11 protein-coding genes are annotated in these 13214 nt (G+C 69.6%); 2 read left to right on the plus strand and 9 right to left on the minus strand.

Features of this window, described 5'->3' with window-relative positions:
* Positions 1-29: 29 nt before the first annotated feature.
* The 9 genes from PKD06_RS07030 to PKD06_RS07070 form a co-directional block, all read right to left on the minus strand.
* Positions 30-482 (minus strand): DNA polymerase III subunit chi, encoded by a 453-nt coding sequence (locus tag PKD06_RS07030; protein WP_324379045.1) that lies wholly within the window; start codon positions 480-482, stop codon positions 30-32.
* A gap of 12 nt (positions 483-494) precedes the next feature.
* On the minus strand, positions 495-665 hold the full coding sequence (locus PKD06_RS07035) for a hypothetical protein (protein WP_324378984.1): 171 nt from the start codon (positions 663-665) through the stop codon (positions 495-497).
* Positions 665-1222, minus strand: a complete 558-nt coding sequence (locus PKD06_RS07040) for a DUF1003 domain-containing protein (protein WP_324378986.1) — start codon at positions 1220-1222, stop codon at positions 665-667. The genes PKD06_RS07035 and PKD06_RS07040 overlap by 1 nt, the downstream gene beginning before the upstream one ends.
* Before the next feature lie 341 nt (positions 1223-1563).
* Positions 1564-2121 (minus strand): gluconokinase, encoded by a 558-nt coding sequence (locus tag PKD06_RS07045; protein WP_324378988.1) that lies wholly within the window; start codon positions 2119-2121, stop codon positions 1564-1566.
* On the minus strand, positions 2118-3632 hold the full coding sequence (gene zwf / locus PKD06_RS07050) for a glucose-6-phosphate dehydrogenase (protein ID WP_324378990.1): 1515 nt from the start codon (positions 3630-3632) through the stop codon (positions 2118-2120). Before zwf ends, PKD06_RS07045 begins: the two co-directional genes overlap by 4 nt.
* Positions 3632-4609 (minus strand): phosphogluconate dehydrogenase (NAD(+)-dependent, decarboxylating), encoded by a 978-nt coding sequence (gnd, locus tag PKD06_RS07055; protein ID WP_324378992.1) that lies wholly within the window; start codon positions 4607-4609, stop codon positions 3632-3634. Before gnd ends, zwf begins: the two co-directional genes overlap by 1 nt.
* A 172-nt stretch (positions 4610-4781) precedes the next feature.
* A complete protein-coding gene (locus tag PKD06_RS07060) occupies positions 4782-7625 on the minus strand; it encodes a bifunctional transaldolase/phosoglucose isomerase (protein ID WP_324378994.1) in 2844 nt (947 codons plus the stop codon).
* Between the two features lie 121 nt (positions 7626-7746).
* Positions 7747-9795 (minus strand): transketolase, encoded by a 2049-nt coding sequence (tkt, locus tag PKD06_RS07065; protein WP_324378997.1) that lies wholly within the window; start codon positions 9793-9795, stop codon positions 7747-7749.
* 91 nt (positions 9796-9886) lie between these two features.
* On the minus strand, positions 9887-10711 hold the full coding sequence (locus tag PKD06_RS07070) for a transporter substrate-binding domain-containing protein (RefSeq protein WP_324378999.1): 825 nt from the start codon (positions 10709-10711) through the stop codon (positions 9887-9889).
* A gap of 472 nt (positions 10712-11183) precedes the next feature.
* Between PKD06_RS07070 and PKD06_RS07075 the strand changes: the two genes are divergently transcribed.
* Both PKD06_RS07075 and PKD06_RS07080 read left to right on the plus strand, forming a co-directional pair.
* Complete coding sequence (locus PKD06_RS07075; RefSeq protein ID WP_324379001.1) at positions 11184-11624, plus strand: DUF1810 domain-containing protein; 441 nt, start codon at positions 11184-11186, stop codon at positions 11622-11624.
* A complete protein-coding gene (locus PKD06_RS07080) occupies positions 11621-13213 on the plus strand; it encodes a peptide chain release factor 3 (protein ID WP_324379003.1) in 1593 nt (530 codons plus the stop codon). Before PKD06_RS07075 ends, PKD06_RS07080 begins: the two co-directional genes overlap by 4 nt.
* The last annotated feature ends 1 nt before the right edge of the window (position 13214 follow it).

Below are 13214 nucleotides of genomic sequence, written 5' to 3' on the forward strand. Positions count from 1 at the left end.
GGCCGGGAAGGACAGGGAGGGCGCCGGCCTCAGGCCCGCTTCTGCCAGCGTCCCGTCTCGTCCTGCTGCCAATAGGTGACGGCGTACCCTTCCCCACGCAGGCGACGCCAGACTTCGCGCGCTTCAGCGACCGCCTCCTCGTCGCGCCCGTTCAGCATCAGCACCACGCGCTCGTAGCCGGAAATATCGGCGGGCATGGCCGCCCCCTCCACCAGGAACAGGATGGCGGCGCCGTTGCGGTTGTCATCGCCCGCCGTCAGCAGGACCGGCTGCTCGGCCGGATCGGGCTCGCGGTCGGTGCCATGGGGCAGGAAACTCTCGTCGGAGAAGGACCAGAGATGATCGTCGAGCGCCGCGAGGCGATCGTCCCCGTCGACCTTGACCACGGCGCGCCAGCCGCGCTCGCGCGACTTCGCCAGCAAGGCCGGCAGGACAGCCTCCATCGGCCGGCGCTGGAGGTGATAGAAATGGACCTCCGTCACAGCCATGCAGCCTTATCCCGCGCGCGGCTGGGATTCCTGATGAGAGGCCCCCGAAGGGGATTCCGGTTGGGCGAGGCGGCTCGCGAGGACATGCCCGATCCCGATCGGCAGGAAGACGAGCAGGATCATCAGCCAGAGCACGGCCGCCGTCGAGCTGGGGGAAATGCCGGCGGAGCGCGCCATCACGCCACCCGCAGGGCCGCGCGGCCTTCCGCCTCCTCGCCACCTCCCACGCCCCGGCGGGCATCCATGTCGACGAGGCGGTCGAGCTGCGCCGTCAGGCGGTCGATCTTGTCGTGCAGGTCGGCGATCGCCGTCTCCGCCTTGAGGTTCACCTCGTAGTCGAGGGCGGCCGCCAGCCGGTCCTTCGCGGCCTGCCGGTTCTGGCTCATCATGATGATGGGCGCCTGGAGCGCGGCCAGCATCGAGAGGAGCAGGTTCAGGAAGACGAAGGGATAGGGATCGAAGGCATGCGCGGCCAGGACGACGGCGTTGAGCAGCGCCCAGGCGACCAGGAAGACCGCGAAGCCGACGATGAAGCTCCAGGAGCCGCCGACCGCCGCGACGCGATCGGAAAGCTTCTCGGCCACCGTGAGGCGCTCCTCGAAGACCTGATTGAGATCGCGCGCCACATGGACGCGCCGCGCGACGCGCTGGATCACGCGGCGATCGCGGTCCGAGAGCGGGCTCACACCGGCATGCAGCAGGTGCTGGGCGAGATAGCGAATCTCGTTGTTCATGGCTCACCTCCGAACGACCGGCCAATCGGGCCGGCCGGGTGAGCCGATCGGAAGGATCAGGCGCCCGGAGCGGCCGCGGCTGGCGCGGTCAGTCGACTATGACTGTCGCTTGGCATGGGGTTGACGGATTCCGATTGCAGCCGCGAGCGAAGGCGCGCGGCCTTGAGGAGAAATGCTCTTTCCGGGCCTGCGGGTCAAGCCCCCACCGGATCGAAAAGCCGTGCAAGGTGTGGCTGTTGGCGGATTTTCCACCGCCTGCGGGGTCCCTTGCCGGACGCTCCGTCATCCCGGCCGGAGCGAAGCGGAGAGCCGGGATGACGAGGGTGCGATCGCCCGGCAGCTCAGGGGCTCTCGACCGGGATCGGCCGGCCGGTTTCGGCTTCCAGGGCGCGCACGAGGGCCTCCAGCATCTCCGCGGGCGTCACGTCGATGGCAACGGTGATCGGCCGCTCGTCCGGGCCGGGCGGCTCCAGCGTGGCGAACTGGCTGTCGAGCAGGCTCGTCGGCATGTAGTGATGCTTGCGCTTCGCCATGCGGGCGCCGATCAGCTCGCGGCTTCCTTCGAGGAAGACGATCCGCACCTCGTCCGGCTCGCCCCCGACGAGGATGTCCCGATAGGCGCGCCTCAGCGCCGAGCACGAGACGACGGCATGCCGGCCCGCCTCGCGATTCTCCTTCAGCCAGGCGGCGATGGAGCGCAGCCAGGGCCAGCGGTCCTCGTCGGTCAGCGCGATGCCGTGGCTCATCTTCTCGACGTTCTGCGGCGAGTGGAAGGAATCGCCGTCGCGGCAGGTCCAGCCGAAACGTGCCGCGAAAGCCTCGGCCAGGGTCGACTTGCCGGAGCTGGAGACGCCCATCACGACGAGGCCGTGGGGCATGGGGGCGGGACGATCCGTCACGAGAGGCGCCTCCAGGCGCGCCCGTCGCGCGCGAGCAGCCGGTCGGCCTCGGCCGGGCCCTCGCTGCCGGCAGCGTAGCGGGCCATGGGCGCGGCCACCTCGCTCCAGGCTTCGAGGATCGGCTGCACCACGCGCCAGCCCGCCTCGATATTGTCGGCGCGCTGGTAGAGCGTCGCGTCGCCGGTCATGGCGTCGTAGATCAGCGTCTCGTAGCCGGTCGAGGGATCGACCCGGAAATGGTCGCGATACTTGAAGCCCATCTGCACGCGGCCGAGCTTCACCTGCGGACCTGGCACCTTGGCGCCGAATTCGAGACTGATGCCCTCGTCCGGCTGGATCTGGAGGACGAGCCAGTTCGCGGCCGGCGCCTCGACCGCCGTGTCGCGGAAGAGCGCGAGCGGCGCCTCCCGGAAGGCGATCGCGATCTCGGTCGTGCGCCGCGTCATCGACTTGCCGGTGCGCAGGTAGAAGGGCACTCCCGCCCAGCGCCAGTTGTCGATGTCGAGCCGCATGGCGGCATAGGTCTCGGTCGTGCTGGCGGGCGAGACGTCGGGCTCCTGGCGGTAATCGACCACGGGCCGGCCCAGGACCTCGCCCGGCCCGTATTGCGCGCGCACGGCATTCGCCACCGCCGCCTCTCGGTCCAGCGGGCGGATGGCGGCCAGGACATCCTCCTTCCTGTCGCGCACGTCGTCGGCCGCGAAGGAGATGGGCGGCTCCATGGCGATGAGCGTGAAGAGCTGGAACAGGTGGTTCGGCACCATGTCCCGCAGCGCCCCGGTCGCATCGTAGAAGATGCCGCGGCGCTCGACGCCCACCGCCTCCGCGACGCTGATCTGGACATGATCGATGCGGTCGCGGTTCCAGAGCGGCTCGAAGATGCCGTTGCCGAAGCGGAAGGCGAGGATGTTCTGGACCGTCTCCTTGCCGAGGAAATGATCCATGCGGAACACCTGGTCCTCGCGCAGGACGGCCAGGACCTCGCGGTTGAGGGCCTGGGCCGAGGCGAGGTCGTGGCCGAAGGGCTTCTCGATCACGACCCGCCGCCAGGCATCGCCCTCCTCGCGCGCGAGCCCGGCCTCCCCGAGCTTCTGCACGATGGGCCCGAACAGGGTCGAGGCGACGGCGAGATAGAACAGGGCCGGCCGGCCCGCGAGCCGCGCGCCGATCTCGCGATAGAGGGAGGGATCGGTGACGTCCCCGCGGAGATAGTCGAGGCAGGCGACGACCCGGCTCCAGGCAGCCTCGTCGAAATCGCGCCCGGATTCCGCCACGAAGCTGCGGATGGCCGAATCGAGTTCCTTCCGCAACCCTTCGGCGCCGATCCCGGAGCGCCCGATGCCGAGGATCGAGAAGCCGTCCGACAGGAGGCCCCAGCGGGACAGGTTGTAGAGCGCCGGCATCAGGAGCCGGCTCGTCAGGTCGCCCGTCACCCCGAAGATGACGAGCGTGCAGGCCGGCGCGGGCGTCGCGCCCCGCGCCGACGCCTTCGGCCGCATCGGCTCGCTCATCAGCTTTTCGGCTCCTGGTGGCCGCCGAAGCCCTTGCGCATGGCGGAGAGGATCTTGTTGGCGAAATCCGCCTTCCCGCGCGAGCGGAACCGCGCATAGAGCGCCGCTGTCAGCACGTCGGCCGGGACCGATTGCTCGACCGCCGCATTCACCGTCCAGCGCCCCTCGCCCGAATCCTCGACGAAGCCGCTGAAGCCCTCGAGCGTCGGATCGGCCGCGAGGGCCGAGGCGGTAAGGTCGAGCAGCCAGGAGGTCACGACCGAGCCGCGGCGCCAGACCTCGGCCACGTCCGCGACGTCGATCTCAAGCCTTTGCGCCTCGGGCAATTCGGGGGAAGCGGCGCTGCGCAGGATGTCGAAGCCCTCCGCGAAAGCCTGCATCATGCCGTATTCGATGCCGTTATGGACCATCTTGACGTAATGGCCCGCCCCGCTCGGCCCGGCATGGATATAGCCGCGCTCGGCGCGCGGATCGCGCCCCTCGCGGCCCCCGGTGCGCAGGACCTCGCCGAGGCCGGGCGCGAGGGCGGAGAAGATCGGATCGAGCCGGTCGACCGTGTCCTTGTCGCCGCCGATCATCATGCAATAGCCGCGCTCCAGCCCCCAGACGCCCCCCGAGGTGCCGACATCCAGGAAATGCAGCCCGCGCGGACGAAGGGAGGCCGCGCGGCGCATGGCGTCCTTGTAGTTGGAATTGCCGCCGTCGATGATCGTATCGCCCGCCTGCATCAGGCCGGCCAGTTCCCCGACGGCCTCTTCGGTCGCAGCCCCCGCCGGAAGCATGATCCAGGCCGCGCGCGGCGCCTCGAGCTTCGCCACCATGTCGGCGAGGCCGGAGGCCGCCGTCGCCCCCTCCCCCGCCAGCGCCCGGACGGCCTCCGCGCTGCGGTCGTAAACGACGCAGCAATGCCCCGCGCGCATCAGGCGGCGCACGATGTTCCCGCCCATCCGGCCGAGGCCGATCATCCCGAGCTGCATGGTATTCTCCGGTTGCTTCTCCCCGCTCGCGAGGAGAAGTCGAGTCGCGCGTCAGCGCGACCGGATGAGGGGCCATCGAAACGAGCCGCAGCCGGGTGCCCGCCTCTCACCCGAAGCGCTGCCGCGCTCTCGACCTCTGCCCGCCCCCGGGGAGAGGTGGGTACGGTGCCTCTCACCCGAGGGCCTTGCGCACGGCCTCGCCGAGGCGGGCCAATCCGCCCGCGACGTCGCCGCCCTTCAGATGCACCCGCAGCGCCCTGCGGCCGCGCTCGGCCAGGACGTCGAAATCGCCCCGCGCCTGCGCGGCCTCGACCACCCCGAACGTGGCCTTGCGGCCGGGAATGGGGAGGTCGCGCGCGGGGTCGGCCGTGATCTGGAGGAAGACGCCGGAATTCGGCCCGCCCTTATAGGCTTGACCGGTCGAATGCAGGAAGCGCGGCCCGAAGCCGAGGCAGGTCGCGACCTTCAGCTTGTCGCGGATCGCGAGGCGGATGCCGGCCAGCGCCGCCTGGTTCGCCTCGTCGCGGTCGAGATAGGCGAGGAGGGCGACATAGTCGCCGGCCCCGGCGCGGCCGAGATGGGCCTTCAGCCAGACGGCGAGGTCGTCCGCCCTGCCGAGCGCGTCGGCATTGCGCGGGTCGGTGTAGAGGTCGACGCCCGGACCCGACCAGACGGGTTTCTCGGCCGGCAGCCTGCCGTCGCGGTCATAGGCGTCGGTCAGCTCCCGCGTCTTCACCTTCGAGGCTTCGACATCGGGCTGATCGAAGGCGTCGATCCCGATCACCGCCCCCGCGACGGCGGTCGCGAATTCGAATCGGTAGAATTCCTGCGCGATGTCGGAAGGCCGCGCGAGGCCGATCCGGATCACCGGATGGCCGGCCGCCTCCAGGGCATCGAGGGGCGCATCCTCGTCGTCCCCCTTCCCCTCCAAATGGAGGTGCACGAAGATGCGGTCCTGCCCGTAGATCTCGGGCGGCCCGAGCGGCTCGCCGTCGACCGGGATGAGGCCATGGCCGTCCTTGCCGGTGGATTCGGCGAGAAGCTGCTCGGCCCAGGCGCCGAAATGGCGCAGTTCCGGCGCCCCCGCGAGCGTGACCTTGTCGCGCCCCGCCTTCGCGGCCGCGCCGAGGGCGAGGCCGAGCTGGATGCCGGGATTGGCCTCGGGCGGCACGTCCGGCCCGCAGGCCCGCATCATCGTCTCGGCCGAGGCCAGGAGCGCGTCGAGATCGAGCCCCATCACCGCCGCCGGCACGAGGCCGAAGGCTGACAGGACCGAAAAGCGCCCGCCGATCTGCGGCTCGCCGTGAAAGATCGCCCGGAAGCCGTCGGCCTGGGCCGCCTTCTCCATGGCCGAGCCCGGATCGGTGACGGCGACGAAATGCGCTCCCGCCTTGTCGGCGCCGACCACCTCCTTCATCCGCGCGAGGAAATAGTCGCGGAAGACGTTGGGCTCGAGCGTCGAGCCCGATTTCGAGGCGACGATGAAGAGCGTCCGCGACAACTCGACCGCGTTCTCGGTGCGCCGGATCTGGGCTGGATCGGTGGAATCGACGATGCGCAGACGCGGCATGCCGGGCTGCTTGCCGAAGGTCTCGGCCAGGACCTCGGGCCCGAGGCTCGACCCGCCCATCCCGAGGACGAGCGCGTCGGTGAAGCCCTCGCGCCGGACCTCTTCGGCCAGAGCCTTGTAGGCGGCGAGGCGCCCCTTCTCGCGCTCGACGATGTCGAGCCAGCCGAGCCATCTGTCCTCGTCCCGGCCGGTCCAGACGCTCTTGTCGCGGGCCCAGAGGCGGCGAACCGTGCCGTCCGCCCGCCAGGATTCGGCCCGCGCCTTCACGTCGGCCGCGAGAGGGCCGAGGGCGAGGCTCTGCCGGTCGAGCAGCGGCCCGAGGACCCGGGCGCGCTTCTCGGCCACGGCGCCCAGCAGCTTGTCGGCGGCGTCCTTGAACAGGTCGACGCCCTCCTCGACGAGCTTCCTCGTGATCGCGCCCAGATCGATTCCCGCCCGCGCGAGGCGGTCCAGGGTGCGGGCGGCCGAGTTGATGTCCTCCTCCAGCGAGGGGCGGACCTTGCCGTGGTCGCGGAAGGCGTCGAGCGTCGCCGGCGGCACCGTGTTGACGGTGTTCGGCCCGATCAGTTCCTCGACATAGAGCGTGTCGGGATAGGCCTTGTTCTTGGTGCCGGTCGAGGCCCAGAGGAGGCGCTGGGCACGCGCGCCCTTCGCCTTCAGCTGCTGGAAACGCCCGTCGCCGAAAAGCCGCTTGTAGCGGCGATAGGCGAGCTTGGCGTTCGCGATCGCAACCTTGCCCTTGAGCGCGGCGAGGGATGCCTTCTCGTCCGGGTCGTTCGCCTCGGCGATCTTTCGGTCGAGCGCGCTGTCCACCGCCGTATCGATACGGCTGACGAAGAACGAGGCGACGCTCGCCACCTTCGCCACATCGCCGCCCGCCTTCGCCAGATCGTCGAGACCATCGAGATAGGCATTCGCCACCGCCTCGTAGACGTCCTGCGAGAACAGCAGCGTGACGTTGATATTGATGCCATCGCCCGTGAGCGTGCGGATCGCCGTAAGGCCCGCATCGGTCGCGGGGACCTTCACCATCAGGTTGTCGCGCCCCACCTCCTTCCAGAGGCGGCGCGCCTCGGCGATCGTGCCCTCGGAATCATAGGCGAGATAAGGCGAGACCTCGAGGCTGACATAGCCGTCGCCGCCCTTTGTCTCGTCGAAGACCGGGCGCAGCACGTCGGCGGCATCGCGGATGTCCTCGATCGCGAGCCCCTCGAACAGCTCCATCACGGAGCGGCCCGGCGCCTTGCGCGCCGCGACGAGCGATTCATCGTATTCGTCGGAGCCGGCGATGGCCTTCTCGAAGATGGCCGGGTTCGAGGTGACGCCGCGGATGTCGTCCTCCTCGACCATCTTCTTCAGGCCCCCGCCACGCACGAAGCCGCGGGCGACGAAGTCGAGCCAGATCGCCTGGCCCTGCTCGGCGAAAAGCGTCTTGAGCGGGTTCATCGGGCGATCCTCCTTTCGCCGGTCCCGATCCCCTCATGCCGGGATGCCGGCCGAGGGCCCCCTCGAAGCATGCGGGACCGTGCATGCTTCGAGGCGCGCGACGCTGGCACAACGCGCATCGTCACACGACGTTCGCCAGTTGCGCCCTGGCCGCCTCGTACACTTTCTCGGCCGTGAACCCGAAATGGGCCGTGACGTCCTTGATCGGCGCCGAGGCGCCGAAGCCGTGCATCGCGATGATGGTGCCGGTGGGCCCGGCATAACGGTCCCAGCCGATGGGGGAACCCATCTCGACGGCGACGCGGGCGGTGACGGAGGGCGGCAGCACGCTGTCGCGATAAGCCTTGTCCTGCGCCTCGAACAATTCCCAGGAAGGCATCGAGACGACGCGCGCGCCGATGCCCTCGGACGCAAGCTTCTCGTAGGTTTCGACGCAGAGCCGCACCTCGCTGCCGGTGCCGATCAGGATCACCCGCGGTGCGCCTGCCGCGGCATCGGCCAGCACATAGGCTCCACGGGCGAGGCCCGCGGCCGAGCCGTAACGGGTGCGGTCGAGGGTCGGCAGGGCCTGCCGGCTCAGGGCGAGGCTGACCGGACGGCGCGTCTGCGCCATCACGACGCGATAGCTCTCCGCGACCTCGTTCGCATCGGCGGGGCGCAAGAGGATGTGGTGGGGGATGGCGCGCAAGGCCACGAGTTGCTCGATCGGCTGGTGCGTCGGGCCGTCCTCGCCGACCCCGATCGAATCGTGCGTGAAGATCTGGAAGACCGGAAGCTCCATCAGCGCGGAGAGCCGGATCGGAGGACGCATGTAGTCCGAGAAGACGAGGAAGGTCGCCCCATAAGCCTTGAGCCCGCTGAGGCCGAGCCCGTTCACGATCGCGCCCATGGCGTGCTCGCGCACGCCGAAATGGATGTTGCGCCCGCCGGGCTCCTCCGGCCCCAGGGTTCCGGCACCCTCGAATTCGAGCTTCGACTTGTTGGAGGGGGCAAGGTCCGCCGAGCCGCCGAGGATCCACGGCACCCGGGCGGCGATCGCGTTGAGAACCTTGCCGGAGGATTCGCGCGTCGCGAGACCCTTCGCATCGGCCGGGAAGACGGGAATGTCGGCGTCCCATCCCGCCGGAAGCTCGCCCGCGAGCAGCGCGTCCACCGCCGCGCCGTGCGCCGCATCCTCCCGGCGGAGCTTGTCGAGGCTCGCCTTCCAGGCCGCGTTCAGCTCCGCGCCGCGCTTGGCGATGCCATCGCGAAAGCGGGCATAAACCCCGTCCGGCACGCGGAAGGTCGGCTCGTCGGGCCAGCCGTAGAGGGCTTTCGCGCCCTTGATCTCCTCGGCGCCGAGCGGATCGCTATGGGCCTTGGAGGTCCCCTGCTTCTTCGGCGCGCCGTAGCCGATCACCGAGGTCACGACGACGAGCGTGGGTCTCTCGCTCTCGGCCTTGAAGGCTTCCAGCGCCTTCGCCACCGCCTCGCGGTCATTGGCGTCGGCGACGCGCAGCACGCGCCAGCCATAGGCTTCGAAGCGCCGGCCGACATCCTCGGTGAAGGCGATATTGGTCTTGCCCTCGATGGTGATGGTGTTGGCGTCGTAGATCCAGCACAGGTTCGACAGGCCGAGATGCCCCGCGAGCGAGGCCGCCTCGCTCGCGACGCCCTCCATCAGGTCGCCGTCCGAGCAGATGACGTAGACGTCGTAGTCGAAGACGGTCGCGCCGGGCCGGTTGTAGCGGGCCGCCTTCCAGCGGCTCGCCATCGCCATGCCGACGGAATTGCCGCAACCCTGGCCGAGCGGGCCGGTCGTGGTCTCGACGCCCGGCGTATGCCGGAACTCGGGATGGCCCGGCGTACGGCTGCCGAACTGGCGGAACGCCTTGATGTCGTCGAGCGACACCGCGGGGCGGTTGTCCCCGGCCCCCGAGGCGACGCCCGCAAGGTGGAGGAGCCCGTAGATGAGCATCGAGGCATGGCCGGCCGACAGCACGAAGCGGTCGCGGTTCGGCCAGGCCGGATCGGCCGGATCGTAGCGCAGGAAGCGCTGCCAGAGCGTGTAGGCCACCGGCGCCAGCGCCATCGGGGCGCCGGGATGGCCGGACTGCGCCTTCTCGACCGCGTCGATGGCGAGCGTGCGGATCGTGTCGACGCAGAGGTCGTCGGGATTGGCTTCGGACATGATGGACCCGGATCGAGACTGTGCTGCGTTGCCTTAGCCGCCCGGCGCCCGGCGCGGAAGCCTCGGACCGCCTGTCGGGTCTGCGCCCGGGTCAGGGCGCGGGAGAAGGCGGGGCGACGACCGCCTCGGTCTGGCGGTAATGCGCGAGAGCCTCGGCGACGAAGCCGGACGCCTTCAGGTCCTCGATGAAGCCGACGAGATAGCGCAAGGCGCGGTCGCGGCCCTTCGGCACTCCCAAAGCCTGCTCGATCGCCATGAAGCGTCCCGGAATGACGCGGAAGGCCGGATTGTCCCGCGCGAAGACTTCCAGCGGCTGGCGCACGCCCGCCACCGCATCGAGCTTCTGCTCGACGAAGAGCTTGACGGCATCCTCCGAGGTCGGCGCGCGCCGGATCGAGGCGAGCTTGAGCTTCTTCGTGAGGAAATGGTCATAGGCGCTGCCGCGCCCGACCGCGACCTGCGCGCCCTCGCGGTCGATATCGTCCACCGTCCGCAGGCTCGAGGCTTCGGGCACGGCATAGGTCCCCTCGATCAGGAGATAAGGGGCGGTGAAGGAGATCTCGCCGGCGCGGACCTGGTCGACGGCCAGGAAGGCGATGTCCCAGGCGTCATGGCCCGCGGCGGCCGTGACCTTGCCGGCGGTGTCGTAGGGCACGAGATCGACCGGCAGGCCGAGCCGGGCGCCCAGTTCCCTCGCGATATCGACCGAGATGCCGCTCAGCTCGCCGGCCTGGTTGCGGCTGGCGAGCATGGCGTTGCCGTAATTGATCGCCGCCCGCAGGCGCCCGGTCGGCGCGATCTCACGCAGGACGGCGGCGGGCGGCGGCTCGGCGCGGAGGCCGCCCGCAAGGAGCAGGGCGGCGAAAAGCACAAGCCCCCACAGCCGAATCGCCGGGGCGAGCCGCCGAGCCCTCATTCTTCCCGCCCCCTTCAACCGCGCCCCGGCCAAACACGCGCGACGCCATTCGCCGCGCCGCGAGGATGCATGTCGGCGCCGTTCGGGCAAGCTTTGGATTTCAGGGCAGGTGCACTCGGCGCAGATCCGTGAACGCGACTGCCCCAAAAAGCGAAGGGCCGCCCCTGCGGGCGGCCCTTCCATTGTCCTATGTGTGGCCCGAAGACCGTCGGCGGCGCTTCTCAGCGCGGCCTGAAACCCTTCAGCCCCGCGCCTCGAGGGAGGCGGAGGTCAGGGTCACGGCGATCGGCGACCGCACCTGATGACAATGAGACACTCGATCACCTCCTTTCTACGTGTTGCAGGGAGCCCGAATATGGAGCATGCGCGGCCGGGCACAACCGGGAGCCTCGGCCGGACCTGTGGATAACTCGCCTCCCGCGCTGCGCGCGGCCCTGTGGAGAGAGTGTGGACAACCTCGCCTGACGCCCCCATGACCGATCACGATCCGTTCCATCTCGTACGCTTCCTCGAAGCCCAGGCGCGCAACTACGACGACGCCCTCGCCGAACTGCGCGCCGGCACCAAGCGCAGTCACTGGATGTGGTACGTTTTCCCGCAGCTCGCCGGCCTTGGCCTCTCGCCCACGGCGCAGTTCTATGGCATCGGCTCGCCCGGCGAGGCACGGGCCTATCTGGCCCATCCGGTTCTCGGGCCGCGCCTCCTCGCCTGCACGCGGGCCGTGCTCACCCATCGCGGCCGGTCGCTGCATGCGATCTTCGGCTCGCCCGACGACATGAAGTTCCGCTCCTCCATGACCTTGTTCTCCCGTGTCTGCGATCCTTCGCTCCCCACCTTCCGGGAGGCTCTCGACGCCTTCTGCGGCGGCGAGCCCGACCCGCGCACCCTCGCCCTCCTGGAGGCCGCCCGATGAGCGCCGCCACCACCGATCCGGTCGCGCGGCGGCGCACCTTCGCGATCATCTCCCACCCGGACGCGGGCAAGACGACGCTGACCGAGAAGCTCCTGCTCTTCGGCGGCGCGATTCAGCTTGCGGGCGAGGTGAAGGCGAAACGCAACCGCGTCTCGACGCGCTCGGACTGGATGAACATCGAGAAGGAGCGCGGCATCTCGGTCGTCACCTCGGTGATGACCTTCGAATATGCCGATTGCGTCTTCAACCTGCTCGACACGCCCGGCCACGAGGACTTCTCGGAAGACACCTATCGCACTCTGACGGCGGTCGATTCGGCCGTCATGGTGATCGACGCCGCGCGCGGCATCGAGGCGCGCACGCGCAAGCTCTTCGAGGTCTGCCGCCTGCGCGACATCCCCATCGTCACCTTCGTCAACAAGATGGACCGCGAGAGCCGCGACCCCTTCGACCTCCTCGACGAGATCGAGAAGACGCTGGCGCTCGACACGGCGCCGGTCACCTGGCCGATCGGGCGCGGCCAGCATTTCGCCGGCACGCTCGACCTCGCCACGAACCTCGTGCGCCGGCTCGACGCCGATGCCGAGGCGATGCCCGTCTCGGGGCCGGACGATCCGAACTGCATCGGGCTCCTGCCGGAGCACGAGCGCGAGGCGTGGCTGGAGGAGGTGACGCTGGCCCAGGAGGGACTGAAGCGCTTCGAGGAGGCGCCCTATCGCGAGGGCCACCTGACGCCGGTCTTCTTCGGCTCGGCGCTGAAGAATTTCGGCGTGCGCGACCTGATCGACGCCCTCGCCGCGGTGGCGCCTCCGCCCCGGGGACAGGAGGCCGACAAGCGCCTCGTCGAGCCGACCGAGCCCGGCATGACGGGCTTCGTCTTCAAGATCCAGGCGAACATGGATCCGAACCACCGCGACCGCATCGCCTTCATGCGGGTCTGCTCGGGCCGGCTCCAGCGGGGGATGAAGGCGAAGCTCGTGCGGACGGGCAAGCCGATCTCGCTCTCGGCGCCGCAATTCTTCTTCGCCCAGGACCGATCGATCGCCGACGAAGCCTATGCGGGCGACGTGGTCGGCATCCCGAACCACGGCACGCTCCGCATCGGCGATACCCTGACCGAGGGCGAGACGCTCGCCTTCAACGGCGTGCCGAGCTTCGCGCCCGAGATCCTGCGCCGCATCAAGCTCTCCGACCCGATGAAGGCCAAGAAGCTGCGCGAGGCGCTTCAGCAAATGGCCGAGGAGGGCGTCGTCCAGCTCTTCCTGCCGAATGACGGCTCCCCCGCCATCGTCGGCGTGGTGGGCGCGCTCCAGCTCGACGTGCTGAAGGAGCGCCTGAAGATCGAATACGGCATTCCGATCGACTACGAGCAGAGCCGCTTCAACCTCGCCCGCTGGATCATGTCCGACGAGAAAGGCGAGGTCGACAAGTTCGCGGACAAGAACGGCTCGGCCATGGCCCGCGATCTCGACGGCGCGCCGGTCTTCCTCGCCCCTTCCGCCTACGGGCTGAAATACGAGGAGGACCGCCATCCGGCGATCCGCTTCACCGACATCAAGACCTACCAGGCCCGCGACCGGGCCGGATGAC

Origin of the sequence: Enterovirga sp., assembly GCF_035325185.1 — a bacterium.
Lineage (GTDB): Bacteria > Pseudomonadota > Alphaproteobacteria > Rhizobiales > Beijerinckiaceae > Enterovirga.

Bases quoted from the DNA above. Each gene is read 5' to 3' on its own strand.
- PKD06_RS07035 (WP_324378984.1), bottom strand. From the start codon at position 665: ATGGCGCGCTCCGCCGGCATTTCCCCCAGCTCGACGGCGGCCGTGCTC.
- PKD06_RS07040 (WP_324378986.1), bottom strand. From the start codon at position 1,222: ATGAACAACGAGATTCGCTATCTCGCCCAGCACCTGCTGCATGCCGGT.
- zwf (WP_324378990.1), bottom strand. From the start codon at position 3,632: ATGAGCGAGCCGATGCGGCCGAAGGCGTCGGCGCGGGGCGCGACGCCC.
- PKD06_RS07080 (WP_324379003.1), top strand. From the start codon at position 11,621: ATGAGCGCCGCCACCACCGATCCGGTCGCGCGGCGGCGCACCTTCGCG.
- PKD06_RS07060 (WP_324378994.1), bottom strand. From the start codon at position 7,625: ATGAACCCGCTCAAGACGCTTTTCGCCGAGCAGGGCCAGGCGATCTGG.
- gnd (WP_324378992.1), bottom strand. From the start codon at position 4,609: ATGCAGCTCGGGATGATCGGCCTCGGCCGGATGGGCGGGAACATCGTG.
- PKD06_RS07070 (WP_324378999.1), bottom strand. From the start codon at position 10,711: ATGAGGGCTCGGCGGCTCGCCCCGGCGATTCGGCTGTGGGGGCTTGTG.
- tkt (WP_324378997.1), bottom strand. From the start codon at position 9,795: ATGTCCGAAGCCAATCCCGACGACCTCTGCGTCGACACGATCCGCACG.
- PKD06_RS07075 (WP_324379001.1), top strand. From the start codon at position 11,184: ATGACCGATCACGATCCGTTCCATCTCGTACGCTTCCTCGAAGCCCAG.